16 protein-coding genes and 2 tRNA genes are annotated in these 17,212 nt (G+C 55.9%); 7 read left to right on the forward strand and 11 right to left on the reverse strand.

The window, feature by feature from the left end; genetic code table 11:
* Positions 1-46 precede the first annotated feature (46 nt).
* The 4 genes from IEW66_RS08120 to IEW66_RS08135 are packed head-to-tail and all read left to right on the forward strand — an operon-like array spanning position 47 to position 2,938.
* Complete coding sequence (locus IEW66_RS08120) at positions 47-676, forward strand: 7-carboxy-7-deazaguanine synthase QueE (protein WP_188681733.1); 630 nt, start codon at positions 47-49, stop codon at positions 674-676.
* An 11-nt stretch (positions 677-687) separates the two neighbouring features.
* Entirely contained in the window at positions 688-1,929 is a 1,242-nt protein-coding gene (locus IEW66_RS08125; RefSeq protein ID WP_229657578.1) for a dihydroorotase, read from the forward strand.
* Between the two features lie 38 nt (positions 1,930-1,967).
* The gene (locus IEW66_RS08130) at positions 1,968-2,636 is read left to right on the forward strand and encodes a phosphoglycolate phosphatase (RefSeq protein WP_188681735.1); all 669 of its coding nucleotides are present in this window, start codon (positions 1,968-1,970) and stop codon (positions 2,634-2,636) included.
* Positions 2,633-2,938, forward strand: a complete 306-nt coding sequence (locus tag IEW66_RS08135) for a ribonuclease P Rpr2/Rpp21/SNM1 subunit family protein (protein ID WP_075057424.1) — start codon at positions 2,633-2,635, stop codon at positions 2,936-2,938. Before IEW66_RS08130 ends, IEW66_RS08135 begins: the two co-directional genes overlap by 4 nt.
* Here IEW66_RS08135 and IEW66_RS08140 read toward each other — a convergent pair.
* The 7 genes from IEW66_RS08140 to IEW66_RS08170 form a co-directional block, all read right to left on the reverse strand.
* Positions 2,928-3,155 (reverse strand): hypothetical protein, encoded by a 228-nt coding sequence (locus IEW66_RS08140; RefSeq protein WP_188681736.1) that lies wholly within the window; start codon positions 3,153-3,155, stop codon positions 2,928-2,930. The two genes, IEW66_RS08135 and IEW66_RS08140, sit on opposite strands and share 11 nt — an antisense overlap.
* 190 nt (positions 3,156-3,345) lie before the next feature.
* Positions 3,346-6,456: an MMPL family transporter gene (locus IEW66_RS08145; protein ID WP_188681737.1), complete on the reverse strand. Its 3,111-nt coding sequence runs from the start codon at positions 6,454-6,456 to the stop codon at positions 3,346-3,348.
* Between the two features lie 108 nt (positions 6,457-6,564).
* Positions 6,565-6,924, reverse strand: coding sequence for a DUF2203 domain-containing protein (locus IEW66_RS08150; protein WP_188681738.1), 360 nt, complete (start codon positions 6,922-6,924; stop codon positions 6,565-6,567).
* 40 nt (positions 6,925-6,964) lie between these two features.
* The gene (locus tag IEW66_RS08155) at positions 6,965-7,309 is read right to left on the reverse strand and encodes a tRNA-binding protein (RefSeq protein WP_188681739.1); all 345 of its coding nucleotides are present in this window, start codon (positions 7,307-7,309) and stop codon (positions 6,965-6,967) included.
* A gap of 69 nt (positions 7,310-7,378) precedes the next feature.
* Complete coding sequence (locus IEW66_RS08160; protein ID WP_188681740.1) at positions 7,379-8,602, reverse strand: NRAMP family divalent metal transporter; 1,224 nt, start codon at positions 8,600-8,602, stop codon at positions 7,379-7,381.
* A 156-nt stretch (positions 8,603-8,758) separates the two neighbouring features.
* Positions 8,759-8,832 (reverse strand) — tRNA-Arg (locus tag IEW66_RS08165).
* A gap of 41 nt (positions 8,833-8,873) precedes the next feature.
* A complete protein-coding gene (locus IEW66_RS08170; RefSeq protein WP_188681741.1) occupies positions 8,874-9,446 on the reverse strand; it encodes a hypothetical protein in 573 nt (190 codons plus the stop codon).
* Between the two features lie 315 nt (positions 9,447-9,761).
* Here IEW66_RS08170 and IEW66_RS08175 point away from each other — a divergent pair, with 315 nt between their 5' ends.
* On the forward strand, positions 9,762-10,721 hold the full coding sequence (locus IEW66_RS08175) for an SIS domain-containing protein (RefSeq protein ID WP_188681742.1): 960 nt from the start codon (positions 9,762-9,764) through the stop codon (positions 10,719-10,721).
* Positions 10,722-10,746: 25 nt separating this feature from the next.
* Here the strand turns inward: IEW66_RS08175 and IEW66_RS08180 are convergent, their stop codons facing one another.
* Genes IEW66_RS08180 through IEW66_RS08190 form a run of 3 tightly spaced genes read right to left on the reverse strand, consistent with a single transcriptional unit; the run spans position 10,747 to position 12,882 of the window.
* The gene (locus IEW66_RS08180) at positions 10,747-11,202 is read right to left on the reverse strand and encodes a hemerythrin domain-containing protein (RefSeq protein WP_188681743.1); all 456 of its coding nucleotides are present in this window, start codon (positions 11,200-11,202) and stop codon (positions 10,747-10,749) included.
* 45 nt (positions 11,203-11,247) lie between these two features.
* Positions 11,248-11,985 (reverse strand): Rossmann-fold NAD(P)-binding domain-containing protein, encoded by a 738-nt coding sequence (locus tag IEW66_RS08185; RefSeq protein ID WP_188681744.1) that lies wholly within the window; start codon positions 11,983-11,985, stop codon positions 11,248-11,250.
* 45 nt (positions 11,986-12,030) lie between these two features.
* Positions 12,031-12,882 (reverse strand): DMT family transporter, encoded by an 852-nt coding sequence (locus tag IEW66_RS08190; protein ID WP_188681745.1) that lies wholly within the window; start codon positions 12,880-12,882, stop codon positions 12,031-12,033.
* Between the two features lie 262 nt (positions 12,883-13,144).
* On the opposite strand from IEW66_RS08190, the gene IEW66_RS08195 reads away from it, so the two are divergent.
* Positions 13,145-13,229, forward strand: a tRNA-Leu gene (locus tag IEW66_RS08195).
* Positions 13,230-14,155: 926 nt separating this feature from the next.
* Complete coding sequence (locus IEW66_RS08200; protein WP_188681746.1) at positions 14,156-15,004, forward strand: SMP-30/gluconolactonase/LRE family protein; 849 nt, start codon at positions 14,156-14,158, stop codon at positions 15,002-15,004.
* 535 nt (positions 15,005-15,539) lie between these two features.
* Here the strand turns inward: IEW66_RS08200 and IEW66_RS08205 are convergent.
* Positions 15,540-17,099 carry an AMP-binding protein gene (locus IEW66_RS08205; protein WP_188681747.1) on the reverse strand — a complete coding sequence of 520 codons (1,560 nt, stop codon included), beginning with the start codon at positions 17,097-17,099 and terminating at the stop codon, positions 15,540-15,542.
* Between the last annotated feature and the right edge of the window lie 113 nt (positions 17,100-17,212).

The following is a 17,212-nucleotide window of genomic DNA, read 5'->3' on the forward strand; positions in this document are numbered from 1 at the left end:
TAACAGTTAGCAGGGAGAGATATATCCAGCAAAGTGATGTGGTTATGTGCTCATAACCGAGGTGTTCCACAGCATCCAGGGCGAGGGACTTTACATGGGCATACCCATGCTGTTTGTGCGAACGAACAGGTGCAACCTGAGATGCACATGGTGCGATTCGAAGTATACTTTCACAGGTGGCAGGGAGGTACCACTGGAAGAACTGCTCGGGGAGGTGGAGAGGAGCAGGGAGCAGTGGGTCTGCTTCACTGGTGGGGAGCCCCTCCTCCAGAGGGAAGCGCTGGAGTTCACGAAGAGGGTCGTGTCCATGGGCAAAAAGGTACTCCTGGAGACGAGCGGCTCACTGCCCATAAAGGAGTTCACCTTCTCACCCATGGTTTCCATAGACATGGACATCAAGACACCGTCTTCCGGGGAGGAGAAGCACTTCCTGAAGGAGAACCTGGACTATATAAGGGATAACGACTACGTGAAGTTCGTCATAGCCAGCAGGGGTGACTACGATTACTCCGTAGGCTTCATCAGGTCTATGCAGCGCAGTGTGAACGTGGTCTTCCAGCCTGCTTGGGGCACTGACATGCGCTGGCTGGCAGAAGCCGTGGTCAGGGACGCGCTGCCTGTGAGGCTCCTGCCGCAGTTCCACAAGTTCATATGGGGCGAGGCCAGGGGCGTGTGAGGTGGTGGATCTTGCAGGAAACGGTTTATTCTGGCATATTCTACTACTTAGGCGAGTTCAGGGAGCTTGAGGTACTCGTGAGGGACGGTAGGATCGAGAGGGTTGGGATGGACATAAGGGGCTTTCCGGTGAAGCGCCTCCCCGGTGCTGTCCTGCCCGCTGGAACGGACATACACGTCCACTTCAGGGACCCGGGGGAGACGGAAAAGGAGGACTTCGAGACAGGGTCGCTCTCTGCCATATACGGCGGCACAACCACGGTGTTCGACATGCCGAACAATGCAGTGCCGGTGGACAACTACGAGGTCTTCAGGGAGAAGCTGGCTAGGGTGAGGGGGAGGTCATATGCGGACTTCGGACTCTACACCATGTTCACGGGCTCGAACGAGGAGGTCATATCCAGGGAGACGAGTGGGATCAAGGTTTTTATGGGCGGATCCACGAACTCGGTGGTTGTCCCGGAAATCGACGAGAGGAAGGCCAGGGCCCTGGACTCATTCAACGTGCCTGTGGCCTTCCATGCGGAGGACCAGGGGTGCCTGGCGGCACACCAGGTGGAGGCAAGGGACACGAGGGAATACAACAGGTCCAGGCCACTGGAGTGTGAGGTGGCGGCTGGGAAGGCAGTAGATTCGCTGAAGATAAGGAAGAGGGTCGTGGCCCACATGACATACCCTTACCTGAGCGCCGAGAGCAGTGTGGTGAGGGAGGTGACACCGCACCACCTCCTCCTCCATGACAGCATGGGCCTGGGGCCGCTGGGCAAGGTGAACCCGCCACTGAGGGACAAGCCCACAGTTGAGGCCAATCTGGAGGCATACCTGAGGGGCTACTACACCGTCCTGTCATCGGACCACGCGCCCCACACGCAGGAGGACAAGGAGGAGTTCGAGTACGCCAGGGCGGGGATCGTGGGGGTTGAGACGAGGATACCCCTCATGCTGGCGCTGGTGAAGAAGAAGGTGCTTGACATGAAGGTCCTCATAGAGACCGCCTGTTCGAACCCTGCCGAGGTAATGGGCATAAGAAAGGGCAGGATAGATGTGGGTTACTACGCAGACTTCATGTGTGTCGACCTGAACTCCATGAGGAGGGTGAACGAGGAGAGGCTGCACTCCAAAAACCCGTGGACTCCGTTCAACGGCTTCGATGCCGTGTTCCCGGAAACGGTGATAATGAGGGGCCAAACCGTCCTGGATAGGTACGAGGCCATTGAGGAGCCCCTGGGTGAATTCGTTCGAGATCTGAAATAGCCCCGATCATGATTTAATGCACCAGGCGATCCAGGGCCGTGATAAGGCTCATCCTCTCCGATGTCGATGGCACGATTACACACAGGGACAGGAGGATAGACGTTGCGGCCATAGAGGCAATCAGGAAGGCCATTGGCAGGGGCATCCTGGTGAGCCTTGTGAGCGGGAACGTCATACCCGTGATGTACGGGCTGGAGGTCTTCATAGGCCTCAACGCGCCGGCATTCGCGGAGAACGGTGGCTGCTACATCATGAAGGAGCACGTGGAGGCCTTCTTCTCAAAGGAGAAGCCGGAGGAGTTTTTGAGGCACATAGAGAGGATCACGTCGGCATACGGCATATTCTCTAATGCCTGGAGGCTCACCTCCATGGGCTTCGGGATGAGGGAGGACGATGAGGAGAGGGTCAGGGAGGAGGCGAAGAAGTTCGGGGTGACCGTGACGAACAGCGGCTACTCATGGCACATACTGAACCCCGGGCAGGACAAGGCGTTCGCTTTCAGGAAGCTCATGGAGATGTACTCCCTGGAGAAAGACGAGATACTGGTCATTGGCGATTCAGAGAACGACATGCCCATGTTCAGGGAGGCCGTGCACAGTGCCTGCGTGGGCACAAACGAGGTCCTCATGTCCATGGCTGAGACCGTGACATCAGGAAAGAACTCCTCAGGCTTCGTTGAGGCGCTCGGGAAGTACGGTATTGTATGAGGTCAACGTTCGGGAAGAGGGAGCTCAGGGCCATCGCCAGGGAACGCATTTGGCACATGTTCGACCTCGCCTCAGTGGAGGATGACCCAGCACTGGCCGCAAGATACATAGTGATCATGGAGAGGCTGGCCCTCAGGATGGATCTCACGCTACCCAAGGAGATCAAGAGGTCATACTGCAAGGTATGCAAGTGGCCATACAGATTCGGCACCGTGCTGAGGATAAGGAGGCGCCTGCTGATCGTGCACTGCGGTCACTGCGGTGATATAAGGAGGATCCCGCTGGAAAAGGTCAGTCGTTGAGCGTCTCGATCTGGAACATAACCTTGAATCCTTCCAGTGTGGCCTGTATCTTGTCCGCGAACCAGATCGAATCCTCTGCTGTTGCGTTCTCGCCCCACTCGTATACCATGTCCTGCTCCCCTATGACGGGCTTGAAGCCAAGGGAACGAAGCCTGTTGATCACTTCACTGGGTTTCGCACCCTCGCTTGAGAACGTAACTTTCAGGTAAGTCTTCATTGGATTCAGACCCCTCATAATAGAAACATATTTAGGTTTTTCCACGGCGGAGACCGTGTGCCAGCCACTCTTGGTACTGCCCGGGACGGCCTGGCATGTCCTCTGACTTCACCCTCCCATGCCAATCAGGATAGGTCGGCCCGCCAATGTGGCAGTCCTCTGGCACTTCCCGGGCCATAACCCGCCGTGCTCACTTGCCGCCTATCCTCTCCCTCAGCCTCGCGATGTTGCTGGGCCACCAGTTGTACTTTTTAAGGAACAGCATCACTGACGGCACAAAGAAGGGCCAGCTGACGAACGTGTCTATGAGGACACCGAGTGCCAGGCCTATGCCTATCTCCTGTATGATGCCTATGTCACTGAAGTAGAGGGACCCGAAGGTTGCGAACAGCAGGCTGCCCAGGGTTGCGATCACGCCCCCGTTCTCCGTGACGCCGCGCGCAATGGCCTCCTCGTCCCCTGATCCCTTAATGACGCTCTCCCTCACCCTGGTTACCATGAAGATGTCGTAGTCCAGGCCAACGGCCAGCAGGGTCACGAAGGTGAACATGGGCACGAAAATCAGGACCGGCATCCCAAGTGGGGAGTAGTGCACTATACCGAACGTTATCGCCAGGGATATGACAACTGATGCGAGGACCATCGCTATGAGCCTGATGGGCGTGAAGAGAGAACTGAGCTGGACTAAAAGTATAACGAATATGGCAGCCGCCAGGATAGGTATGATCTTCAGGAAGGCGGAAAGTGTAGCGGAGTAGGCCGCGTTAAGCCCCTCAGTGAGGCCGCCCACATATGCAGGGTACCTGGAGCCCTGGGTGAAGTCCTTGACTATGTCCTTCACCGTGTTAGAGGAGTACTGGTCCCAGGCGACCTGCGACAGCTGGAAGGTCACCATGGCGTAGTCAGGGTTGCTGCCTATGTCACTGCTTATGGTGCTGTTGTATATTGATGAAAAGCGCCCATGCGTGACGTTCTGCACATTCACGTAGTAACCGAAGGGGTAGCTTGGGCCGAAGACCTCCGAGACACCCTTTACGGAACTGAGGTTCTCCTCCAGCCCGGTTATGTAGGCCATCTCGGTCATGTTGTATTTTCCCTCAGCTAAGAGGGGTGACGGGAACTTCACGATAACGTAACCCCTGTCGAAGAAGTCCCCGTGGAAGGTGTCGTTCACGACCTGCAGTGCCTCCACTCCCGAGCTCTGGGGTATCAGCCTGAACACGTCCATGTTCGTGGGCGTGATGAGGTATACGTAGAGGGCTATGACAGAGACAACGATGAACACAACGGCTATCTTCCCCTTGTTCCTCAGCACTGCGCGCGATATCCTCCACATAGTCCTCTCCATGGGTATCGACTGAAGCTGCGCCGGGTGCCTCGGCCAGAAGACCCTGGGCCCCGCCCTTTTCAAGAGCGCTGGGAAGAACGTGGTCGCGATCAGTATGGCCACGGCCACGCCAATTGCGTTCACGAGGCCCGAATCGCTGAACAGCGGGACGTCTGCGAGCCAGAGAATTATGTACGAGATCGCAACGGTGAGGCCGGAGGTGAGCACAGCGTTGCCTGCCCACTGGCCCGCATCCACAATCGCTTCCGGGTTACCTGACTTCACCTCCCTCCTGTACCTGGCCATTATGTAGACGATGTAGTCGCTGGTGAGGCCCAGGAGGAGTATGTAGAGGAGCGTGGGCGTTATGAAGGAGACTGTGGAGTGTAGTATCCTCCTGTATATCAGGCCATCAACTGCAGAAGATATGACCGCGGACATGCCGAACATGGACAGCGGCAGGAATGCTGCCACAGGTGACCTGAAGAAAATGCCCACTATAACTACCGAGATTGCAATGCCTATTATCAGGGCCCTCAGGAGGCCGTCTATGGCCTCGCTCTCGATCTCCTGGTCCAGGGCCGAGGCTCCTGCAACGTAGTACCTGCTGTCTGGCTCAACCGACTTAAAGTTGTCGCTTATGGCCTGTATGGTGTTTACCTGCTCCGGTGTGAGGTTGAACTGTGTGCTTATGAGTATTATGGTTGTGGAGTTGTCGTAACCAACAAACTGGTGCAGGAAGGCGGGTGTCAGCACGATCGGGTATGTGAGGTAACTGCCGGACAGGATGGTGTATGAGGCCAGTTTCGATGGGCTCGTCCCGTTCAGTGCTGTGAGGTAGCCAGTAAGGGTCTGGGTGTTTAGCTGGACCTCAGGGTTTCCAGAAAAGGAGTCAATGAGGCCTTGTTCGACATCGGATACAGTCCAGCCCTCGATCACAGGCCCTGTCATGGACTTTCCCGAGGCCCAGGACTGCTCTGCAATGTACGAGGGGGTGAGGTTAAGTGCACTCAGCAGTTCTTCAGCCCTGCTGTTGTTTCCCAGCGAGCTGGATGTGTAGTTGACCGCGAAGGCCCGGGAGAATGAGAGGAGCGTGGAGTTGAACTGCTGCATATTCTCCACATACTGTTCCAGGGTGACATTGCCGGCCAGCCCTGCGGTTATGTTTGCCAGAAGTGGTTCTGTTGTGTTCAGTGCACGGTAGAACCCACCGTTTGGCTTTCCGTCAATACCACTCACTATTCCGGACCCTGTCTGCACCAGCACGCTGTACGGGGCGTTTTCCTTCACCGTGCTGTTCCAGGCGTAGCTGAAGAGATCAAGGTAAGAGGTGGCGAGGCTGGAGAACTGGGCCGGCATATCTCCCGCTGCTGACAGTGCGGCATGGTATGCCACGGAGTCCTCCACCGTCACGTTGCCGTACGCCTCGCTCGCGTTGAACGCCCTGATGAAGACCGCGGGCAGACCGTACTCAACCTCGGCAAGGCCGACTGTGGTCTGGTTCAGCTCGCTCTCCTCCGCGTTGAGGGTCGAGAGCAGGCTGTAGGTGCCGTTCAGCAGTGCCTTTGACGAGTTGCTGAAGGACTGCAGGGTCTCGTTCTCCACAGTGAGGAAGCTGGTTATGTTCACGCCGCTCCCAAGGGAATCGAGGTACGATGCAACGGCGCCCTGCAGCGATGCCAGGAGGTCTATGCCCCTGACGCTATCTATGGGCGTCCCGTTAGTCACTATCACGAGTGTGGAGTTGGACGACGCGTTCCCGCCCCCACCGAAGTACGTGTTAAAGAGGTTCTGGGCGGTGTTAGCCATCGAGTTCGCCGGCACAATGTCAGACGCTATGTTGTACGAGGTGTCGTTGAAGAGTATGCCTGCAAAGGGGAGTGAGAGGACAAGGATAACGAGCCAGATTATGATGACCTTGCCGCTGTGCCTCGTGACTGTTAGGGCCAGCCTCCTGAAAGCCCTTTCGAACATCGATATCGGGTGGTAGATAACAATCCGTTAGATAAACGTTGAAGAACAGCTCCGACGGTAAATGAACCGCCAGGGTTCCACGTAGTGCCACCGATCCACCCGTGCAAGTTACCTGGTCTCCAGGATCCTCTCCTCTCCCGTGATCCTCTTGCGCCCCGCGAATCCCTCGTCAACGTAGTGCCAGTACTTTATGTCTTCCTCGTTCTCCAGCCAGCACAGGTAAGCCGGCATGTCGTTTATCACCGCAGGGAAGTCCACCAGGCCTGCCTCTATGTCCCTGACTATGATGCCCTTTCTCCCTATCTCCTCCAGGATGGCCTCACCACGCGCGTACAGGACATCGTTCTGCTCCTTCGGTACCCACACCTCACGGCTGCCGAGCTCCCTGTATATGAGGCGCAGTTCGTCCAACCTCTCCCGCAGCCACGGTATCTCGTCCCTGGCAGTGGTGAGGTCGAAGTACTGCATGCATACCGATCGAATATACGGAAATATTTATTTCGCACCGCTACCCGATAACATCGCCTGGCTGTGCTCCCTCGTCCACTGAGAGCAGTTTCACTCCGTCCGGTGTCAGGGCGCCGAGGACGAGAACCTCTGACATGAAGTCCGCCACCTGCTTTGGGGGGAAGTTCACGACCGCAATGACCTTCCTTCCCACGAGTTCCTCAGGCCTGTAGTTGGTTATCTGCGCCGATGACTGCCTGTACCCTATGTCGGGTCCGAAGTAGATCTTCAGCCTGTAGGCCGGTTTCCTGGCCTTTGGGAAGTCCCTGACTTCCTCTATGACCCCCACCCTTATGTCCAGGCTCTGGAACACTGAGAAACCGACCTTGTCCTTCTTAACGGACATCGGCCCGGTATAGGTGTTGCGGTGTATATCTTATTTGCACTGTGAGGACATGGGAGCACTGTCCATCTCCTATATGGACGTGGCCATGGCGATGAACGCTGTTGATACGACAAGTGCAGAGGAAGCCAGGTATGCAGCCTGGACACGCCTTGGCATGGTCAAGGGCCCCATGACCTCAGGGTCCCTTCCTATGACCCACATTACCGAAAGGGGCGCTATGAGTGCTAGAACGAAGAACACGAGAAGGTATAGGACGATCTCAATCATTAACGATGCACTTACGAGTATCGAGGCAAACACTGCGGGAAGGCTTTCAGTGACGTACAGGAGCCAGTAGTTCTTCTGTTTCATGTCCAGGGCCTCAGCAACTCCCCAGGCACTTCCAAGCGATATCACGATCAGGGCGATGAAACCCGCAGCCACCAGCCCGGCACTGAAGACAGCTGGTGCGTAGTCGCCGGCCAGGACTCTGAGCGTTCTTGATAGCTCTGCAGGTGTGGCGAAGAATGATGCGCTGGAAGCACTGCCAATGCCTGCAAAGGCCATCACCACCACGATCATCATGCCCTCAGTCACCATGGCCCCCACCAGGGTCTCCGATCTAATCGACCTGATGGCTGCTCTCCCTTCAACCGCGATGTTGCTTGACCTCATCCCCATGACCTTCGTTCCTGTGGCGGAAGCCTGGAAGAACACCATGAAAGGCATGACAACAGCCCCAACATCCGCTGCCAGTACAAGGAAATAATTCCTGCTATCACCGAGCAGGAACATGTTCGCTTCGGGGTCTGTGTGTGGCAGTGGCCCCCTGATGACCAGTGCAGCGACCAGGAAGGCGATGAGCAGAAGAGACATTGCGATGAGGGGTTTCTCCGCCTGTCTGTACTTGCCCGAGGACACTATGGCTATATGGAGCACGTAGATCAGCGGCACCGTATACAGTATCGGGATTCCAGCAACCTCCAGGCCTATGCCTATGCCCAGGTATTCGATCGCGTAGGTTACCATGTCCGTGATCGCCATGGGAAGTGCCACTGCGGTTGCCGCTCTCCTGCCGTACCTCTCCCTGACCACTGTCCCAAGGCCTTTGCCGGTCGCTATACCGATCCTACCTGCCTGCTCCTGGATGATGAACAGCGGGATTACGAGAAGTGCCATGAGCCAAACGAGACCGTAACCGAAGGCTGCCCCTGTCGATGCAGCCCCTATGTACGAGGAGGCATCCATGTCTGCGATCATTGCAAGCCATGCCGGCCCAAAAAGGAGCAGCCATGTTCTGTAGGATCCCTTCATACTGAGCACCCGATACCGTCGTCCATGATGTAAGGCACTCCTGACATAATTAACACTGTTAAAAAATAGCTGATCCCCTGCATAACTCCTGCTTCTATATTTTCCAATGGCACAATAGGGGGGGTCACGGTGCTATTTAATCAAAATGGAATATAGCGGGCCTGCCGGGATTCGAACCCGGGTGTTCGGCTCCGAAGGCCGACAGGCTCTCCTGACTATCTCACAGGCCCGGACAATTATGGATTGACGGGTTAAGCAATTTGCGGTACAGTCAGATCCAGAACCCACCAAACCCGGGCCCGAAACCGCCGAATCCCCCGAACATGCCCATGGTCATCAGGCCCATGCCAGCCATCATCATTGGGGCCATCATCATTCCAGTGTTGTTCTGCTGATGCGCCATCTTTATGTGCTTCTCCAGGTCGTCCCTGGACTTGAAGAGCAGGCCGTCCAGGTCACACACGAGGAGCGAAGGGTCTATGAGGTGCACTATTCTCTTCCAGAGGTTCAGTTCGTACTCGTGGCCCTCATGCACCTCCACAGCCGTGGCCAGGCCAAGCGTGAGGAGGCCCTCAACAGCGGGCACAGCCATGTCCCTGCCCCAGATACCTGCGTGCAGCTGCACCTCGAACTTGCCCTTGCTCCCTGCTATGACCACATCCACGTCCCTGACCTTGCCCAATACGATCCTCTCCCTCCCGGACTTCTTGGCATGTATCTCCCACATCTGGTCATGGTGCTCGTCCGAAGTGATGTTGAAGCCGTCGTTGACCAGGAACTCCTTCACCTTCTCATGCACGTCCGATGGGTCTATATCCTTTTCAACAAACCCGTGCCTATACATGGGTAAAGATTGGAAACGTCTGGCAAAAAGGTTGCTGTGCGGTGTCAGACATCTTAAAATATTTGTCTGCTTATATATTTTTAAATATTTTTCACCTCCGAAATATTGCATGATTTATAGACGAACGAATATTTATTAATAACCTGCAGTTGATTTCTCTCATGTTCCACAAAATACACTTACACTTTGTGGACACAATTAGGGACGAAACCAGGAGGATAAAGGCCCTGGTGGGTGAGCAGCTCTTCTCACCCCTGGAGGACCAGAAGAAGCTGCAGTAAACATTTAAACTGAAATGCAATGTTCATCTGGTTCATGTACCAGATGGAAGAGGAGATCAGGTCACAGTCAACCAGTGTGAGGAATGCCTGGGAGAGTGCACACAGGAAGAGCTCCGAAATACAGGATATGGCCTCCGGGGCCATGGGATTCGTGGTATCGGGAAGCGGGACGAGCTTCAACGCTTCCCTTTTTCTTTCCCTCCTTCTGAACGACAGCGGGAGGCCTGCTGTGCCAGTTGCGCCTTCTGAAGTAGGCACTTACATACGCTCGCTCGGCAGGAATGCCATATACGTGTTCTTCAGCCAGTCAGGCGAGAGCAGGGACACCGTCAGGGCGGCCAGGGAGGCGGCCGAGAGCGGCGCAAGGATCATATCCTTCACAAACTCGCAGGAGAGCACTCTCTCGAAGCTTTCTGACCTTGAAATATACCTGTCTGTGGGGCCGGAGAAAGCCGTGGCCGCAACGAAGTCCTTCACAGCCATGCTCATGGCATCCCTTGAGTTCTGCTCCGCCATCCAGGGCTCGTGTTCAGAGGCAGTGATGAGGAAGGTGGCGGCATCAGTAGGGCAGGTGGTCGGGCAGGCGGAGAACCTGCAGGTGGTGTCTGCGGACAACTACATCTTCCTGGGCTCTGGATACTCATACGTTACCGCAAGGGAGGCTGCCCTGAAGCTTAGGGAAACTGCATCCGTAAGGACTGAGGCCTTCATAGCCCAGGAGTTCGAGCACGGCTACATCCAGGTGGCAGGCAGCAAAGATGCTGTAGTCACATTCTCAGAAGACCAGGTGACAGCAAGGATCAGGGAGGAGTGCACTTCTTTCGGTGCACAGGTACTTGATGGGTCTCTGGGATCACAGGTGATCAGGGGCTTTGACTATCCTGAGAGGTGTGTCCTCGAGATAATCCCGTGGCAGCTCTATGCCATGCGCCTGGCCCAGTCCAGGGGCCTGAACCCGGACAGGCCGGACAGGCTCACAAAGGTGCTCAGGTGACAGGAAGGGCTGGGGGTTTCAGCCCTCAGTGCCCTGTGGAGGCCGGCCTGCGGAGCTTCCTGCATACCCACCCATCAGGCACCCTGAAGGAAGCAAGTGGAGGGTCCGTGCCTGCCACTGGGTACACATCTTTCTCCTCCTGCACGTTGTGGGCCTGCAGGATGTCGTAGATCTCCTGCACGTACTTGGGGGCCTTGACCACCTCGTTCCGCCTTATCTCTCCCTCAACCCTGTCAAGAAGCATCCAGATGGATGCGTGCTCCATTTCCAGGCCCGAGACCTTGGCAGAGAGGTCTGGCCTGGCCTGGAGGGCCCTGGGGAACATGTCCTCCTCCTCGGCGTAGATGTGCCTCCTGAGCCCTACGGATATCCTTTCGAACAGGTCTATGTCGATCTCGCCCCCATCTATCGCCCTGAGCAGATCCCTGAGGAGCCTGTTCGCCTCCTCGTGATCCCTGACCATCTCCTCCTCTCCTGGCATCAGCCAGGCATGGGATTTGGCCAATAATCACTTTTCCCTAACCTGTTAGGGCACACCACCGTACCATGCGCCCAGTATATCCCTGCCGGCCGGTTCGAGGCCCGTCTCATGCGTCAGCTTCCTGCACGAAAGGGAATAGTCGGAGCGATCGGATCTACAGGGTGGCCTGCTGATGCCGGCCGCGCTTGCGAACTCCTCCTCGGCCATGTTGAAGTCGCAGACGTTGTATATGCCGGACCTCCCGAGAAGCCGTATGACAGCTGTGGAGAGGTCCCTGTTCAGGACGAAGGCCCTCCTCCTGCCGGTAACCGGTGCCCAGCCGGTGGCCCCTGCGGCCCACCTGTCCATGAGGTTAGGGGCGCAGTGCCCCAGGGGTATTCCGGTCCTGATTATGAGGGCACCTTCACCGGCTGTGGCCTCCGCCTCCAGCATTTTCGCGCCCAGTGGAGTGGCCGGCCCTGTTGCGTCTTCCTCGCTCTTCTCTCCACCACGTGGAAGGTAGACGAGGTCAGAGGATATCAGGACGTGCATGCTCCCTGGGAAGAGGCCCTTGATTATGCTCTGCGCCACCTTCACTGCCTCCCCTGCCCTCTCATCTTCAGGCACTGCAGCGGCAATGCCTTCACCGTAGATGGCGTTCACAACGTACTCAACACCCTCAGCCCTTCGGAGAGCGCCGGGGATATCCTCTAGCCCCCTCACCCCTATTGCCAGGACGCCGTTCTCTATCAACCTGTTCATTAGGTTAAGGCCAATTATGTTGCTGTTGCCGACAACGAGCACTGACGTGCTCTTATTATCATAAAGGGTGAAATAAGGTATTCGGAGTCACTTCACGGTCTCCTGCGGAGGACGCACTATGCTTATCCCTCCGCGCAGCCTTGATATAAGTATTCCGATGAACATAACTGCTACTCCGGCAATTCCGTAGTATGTGGGCATGGAGTGGTTCATCACCGCCTCCAGCACTATGGTGAATATCGGCACGGAGAATGCAAGCACGGTCACCCTGTTGACCTTGCTCACCCTCACCATGAGGTTCCAGAGCAGGAACTGCAGTGCCCCGCCCAGGGTCGCCATCCAGAGTAGGTCCTCGGTGAACTGCAGGTTGAAACTGACCCTGAAATTGAATGAGGAGAGGGCGAAGAGTATGGCTGCGCCCACCACGAACTGGGTGGCGTTCACGCTGATCGGTTCCTCCTCCCTCAGGCGCCTGTAAAGGACTGTGAAGGTGGCCCAGAACACTGCGTTGACAATGGTCAGAACCATGCCCAGGAAGGTGAAGCCGTGGACAAGGGGGATACCGTAGATGAAAACGCCGGCAAAGCCCACGACTATGCCCAGGACCTCCATCCTCGATGGGGATTCCCTGACGAGCAGGAAGGCTATCGGCAGGGAGAAAAGTGGCATTGTGTAGCTGAGGACTGCAGACTGGGAGGGAGAGACGTAGGCGAGGCCATAGATCCAGAAGGCCGTGCTGGCAACAGTGAAGAGGGTAAGGTAAATGACATCCATCTTGAGGACTAGCTTCCTCGAAATTGCCAGCAGGATCGCGCCCGCGATCAGGTACCTGAAAGCCATGAAGGCCAGGGGAGAAGCATACTGGAGGCCGTCCTTGGCGAAAAAATACGAGAAGGACGTGAATACAACGTAGGGTATCAGGAATTTCAGCTCACGCATCTACCTATCATCTTGGCCTGTCATTACTAACATATTAATTAATTCGTACATCTCCAATGTTTTGACTATTTCCAATGTTTGGAATATTTATGCGTATAACAATATTTTAGAGTGCCAGGATACAGCGCAGTTATGGAGGTCTGCCGAGGTGCAGGCCGTGGCTTCCTGTCTGGTGCCCCGGAAGTGCACCTGGCCGGGGAAATGCATGTGTAGATAGGATTGGATATGTTTCTTATATCAGAGGCACATAACATGTCATCGGGCGGAGGTTGTCGAGCCAGGTTAAAGGCGATGGATTTAGGGTCCATTCCCGCAGGGGTTCGCCGGTTCAAATCCGGCCCTCCGCAATCCGTATCGGAGAGAGGTAGTGGAGCAGCTTTAGCTTTCCACTATAGCATCTCCACGCTGAAATTTTCAGGCTCTCCTTACACACCTCTTCCGCAAAAACGAAAAAATATTGGCTCTGCAGTTAATCCTGTTTCAGTGGTAATAAAAGAGAATTATAAAAGTGAAAAAAATACTAATATCAATGCTGGAGCAGGGGAGCTACTGCTTTGAACGCTTCTTACAAACTTTAAGAGGCAGACCCTGCTTTATCTTCTGTTGCCTATACCAGATTGTGCTCTTGTTATTCCCTGTTAGTTTGGTGTTCAGCATCTTCTCTCTACACTCTTTATTGTCTCCTCTGACTTTTTCAAATGGGATAACATCGGGGTGGGAATCAACCAGGCATTCGCCTGGACTATGACGGTCACCGCAGGCCTGGATCTGAGCATGAGCACTTCCAGGGGCTTTACCACGGTATTGAACGACGCCGCCGGCTACATAGTGCAGGCACCGCTGGTACCATCACGGGCTATATGGCTGCGTCATACGGGCTAAAGGAGGCTTCTTTTCTGTTTGGAACTGTTGTTGTATTGACGGCCGTTGTAATCACAACACTTGCAGTCAGTGATACAGATCTACCTCCAATCCCGGGGCCTTCTGTAACGGATTATGGGCCTGGGTCTCAATATACTCCTCATCCGGGTGGGGAGATGGTGGCAGGTCGCGCCGGCAACTTGCCTTCGGTGTTTCCAGCACGTTATCTTGGCTGACACTACAGAAGAAAGTGTGTTTCCAGTGTGCCAGACCGCTCCAATCTCACCGGCAATCATCCCTATCCTGAGAGCCAGATAGGTTCCTGTGAAAGTCATGTTGTCATCCGTTGGGCACCGTCTGGGCAAAGCGTGCACACCGCACACAAACTTATACCTGGCATGGATGTATGCACATGGAACCCGAGGTTCTCTTCAGGAAGGTAGATGTACTCGGTGAGGGCTCGACATACGATGAGAGGAGGAGGCGGGTCTACTGGGTTGATATAAAGGGGCGAAAATTCCACTACCTATCTCTCGGGGCTTCCGAGATGAGGACCTTCCAGTCCAAGGGGATGATATCGTCCATTGTACCAACCACCGGCGAGGAGATGGCCGCCACAGTGGACCACGGCCTCTACCTGATCGACGAGTCAGGGGGTCACAGGCTCCTGCTCGAGGTCGAAAAGGACCAAGGGGCCACAAGGTTCAATGATGGAAAGGCAGACCCATTCGGCAACTACGTTGCAGGCACCATGGACCTGGAGGAGAGGAGGCCCATCGGCTCGCTCTACGTTATCTCCGGGAGCACGGCAAGGCGCATCCTAAGTGGCCTGGTCATATCCAACGGGATCGCCTGGGACACTGGGAGGAGAGTGTTCTACCACATAGATACACCGAGGAGAAAGGTTGATGCTTATTCCTACGACAGCAGCATGAACATTGAGTGGCTCGGCACTGCAGTGGACTTCAGGAACGAAAACGGGAATCCAGACGGAATGACGATAGACGCCGACGGGAACCTCTGGGTTGCCCACTGGGGTGGCAGCAGGGTATCTGTCCACGACCCGGAGAGGAAGAGGAAGGTCGATGAGATAGTCTTCCCCGCAAAGAACATAACATCCTGCGTCTTTGCCGGGGACGGGCTGAGCGATCTCTACGTGACGTCAGCATCCTCCAATGAGCCTGGGGACATGGGCGGGAGTCTGTTTGTGGTGCACACGGACTATGAGGGCTCCAGGACGTTCAGGTTCAGGGTACCCTGACCGTTACGTTGAACCCAGGCGCCGGCCAGATAGGCCCACTGGCGCAACAAGCCAGATTCAATTGTTGCAGCATTCAGCTTTCAGCGCCACTGAATCTCCCGTGCCGGAATGAGACGTTCGCCCGGCATTTCCCTTGCCCTTCATCTCCAGGTGCCTGGGCTAAGGTACGGCGGTGCGGGGGCCACCCTGTGCACTGCTCCCCACGCCACTTTGGCCCGGCACATGGCACCACGGTGTGTATATGTCTATGGCATGGCCCGGCCACGAACCAGATGCGGGTTTGGGTGGCAGGTGAGGCTCCCGGATACGGAGCCCAAATGCCGTTGCTGCAACTCCCAACCCTGCCGGAGGCCGCGGTGTGTGCCCAGCCCATGGGTAATGTAATGCGGACCATATCCGGACCGGATCCGGTCTTCCAGGCCATCTGTAATGACACCTGTCTTCGAAACGGTGGCCGTGGAAGTGCGGGAGTGGCACCGGTCATGCCCTGCAGGGGGCTCCAGGAACTCCATGCTTACAGGCACCGCACCATCCCTTAATCAGGTCTGCTCCCTGGCTGTGCTTTCCCAGGCTGTTGTGACAGCGCTGCCCTTAGCGCCTTCTTGTCTATCTTTCCTGTTCCAGTCATAGGCATGCTCTCGACCCGGATGAAACGCTCCGGGATCCACCACTCCCTGATCAGGCCCCTGGAGGCGAGGTCTCTGAGGTGGGATACAATCACTTCATCACCAACCCTCAAGCTATCACTTGTCCGGTACACTGCAACCGGCCTCTCGCCCCACCTCTCGTCCGGCACTCCTATCACCGCAACATCGCTGATACCGTCTATCTCCGATATGTAGTACTCGAGGAGTGCGCTGGGTATGAACTCGCCACCGCTCTTGATCAGATCTCTGATCCTGTCCCTTATTCTTATCCTGCCATCTCCCGTTATCTCTGCAGAGTCCCCTGGGTAGAACCAGTCACCCCTGTATGCCTTTTCCTCATGCACATTGAAGTAACCGTCCGGTAACCAGGGTGCCCTGAAACCCAGCTCACTCCCGTCTCCACCGATCTGGAAATCTGTGAACACCAGTGGCGTGACCGCATTCACCGCGTCAGCGTTCCTTGAGGGCAGGTCATCCATGATTTCCGAGGTGCCTATGCCGGCAGCAAGGCCATCGGTGAAGCCATAGATCCCCGCCAGCTCTATTGAGTGCTCCGAAGCAAACCTCAGTATGCTGGAGGGTATGGCGGACCCCCCTATGAGCACCTTCATACCATCAAGTGAGTCCCTGTCATATGAAGTGAGTGCGCTGAACATGGTGGGGACCATGCTCATCCAGGTGGCACCTGATCTCTTGATCAGTTCAGACGTTGTTCTCGGGTCGAAGCGGCCGCCCAGGACGTAGTTCGAGCCTATCAGGGTGGATATGTACAGCGTGCCCCAGGACCACAGGTGGAAAAACGGGATCAGGGAGAACACAGTATCAGAAGAGGTGAGCCTGGAGGGGCCCGGAAAGGCCGAAAGGCCTGTTTCCATAGCCCACACGGTCAGCACAATATCCCTGTGCCTGTACCTAACTCCCTTGGGCTTTCCAGTCGTGCCGCTTGAGAAGAGGACAGAGGCCACCCTTGTTTCATCCAGTTCCGGGAGTCCTGTCTCCCCATTCCCATGGGAAAGGTCCTGTCCTGTGGCCTCATCGATGGACATGCAGAACTCATCCTTTACGAGGCCTGCGGACACTGCAGCCTCTGCCAGGCCCTTGAAAGGGGGAGAATAGAGGAGGCAGCTGCTCCCCGCCTCCCTCATGGATGAGAGTACCTGTCCGGTGGGCTGCCTCACATCCACTGGGTGGACTATGTTTCCAGAGATTGGCACAGCATAGAGGAGCTGCGCGAACTGCATGGAATTCCAGTCCATCACTGACACGACCCTGTCCTGGCCCAGCAGCCTGTGGAGCCCCCCCGCAACCCCCACCGCCGCCTCGTAGAATTCACCGTATCCGGTTTTCACCCTCCCATCCGTCAGGTACCTGTGCCCCGAGGTCAGCAGCGTCTTCAGGAACAGCTTGTCCAGCGTCAGGCCGGTGTTGCGCAGTTTTGTATGATCCATGGTATACACAATTGGGCAAAGCGTATATCAAACTTTAGGGATTTTTGAAGAGCCTGCACCGAGCCGCGCCACATGCTCACTGGGGTCTGCGCTTGCCCTGCGCAGTTATCAGA

The organism is Thermogymnomonas acidicola (assembly GCF_014646795.1).
Lineage (GTDB): Archaea > Thermoplasmatota > Thermoplasmata > Thermoplasmatales > Thermoplasmataceae > Thermogymnomonas > Thermogymnomonas acidicola.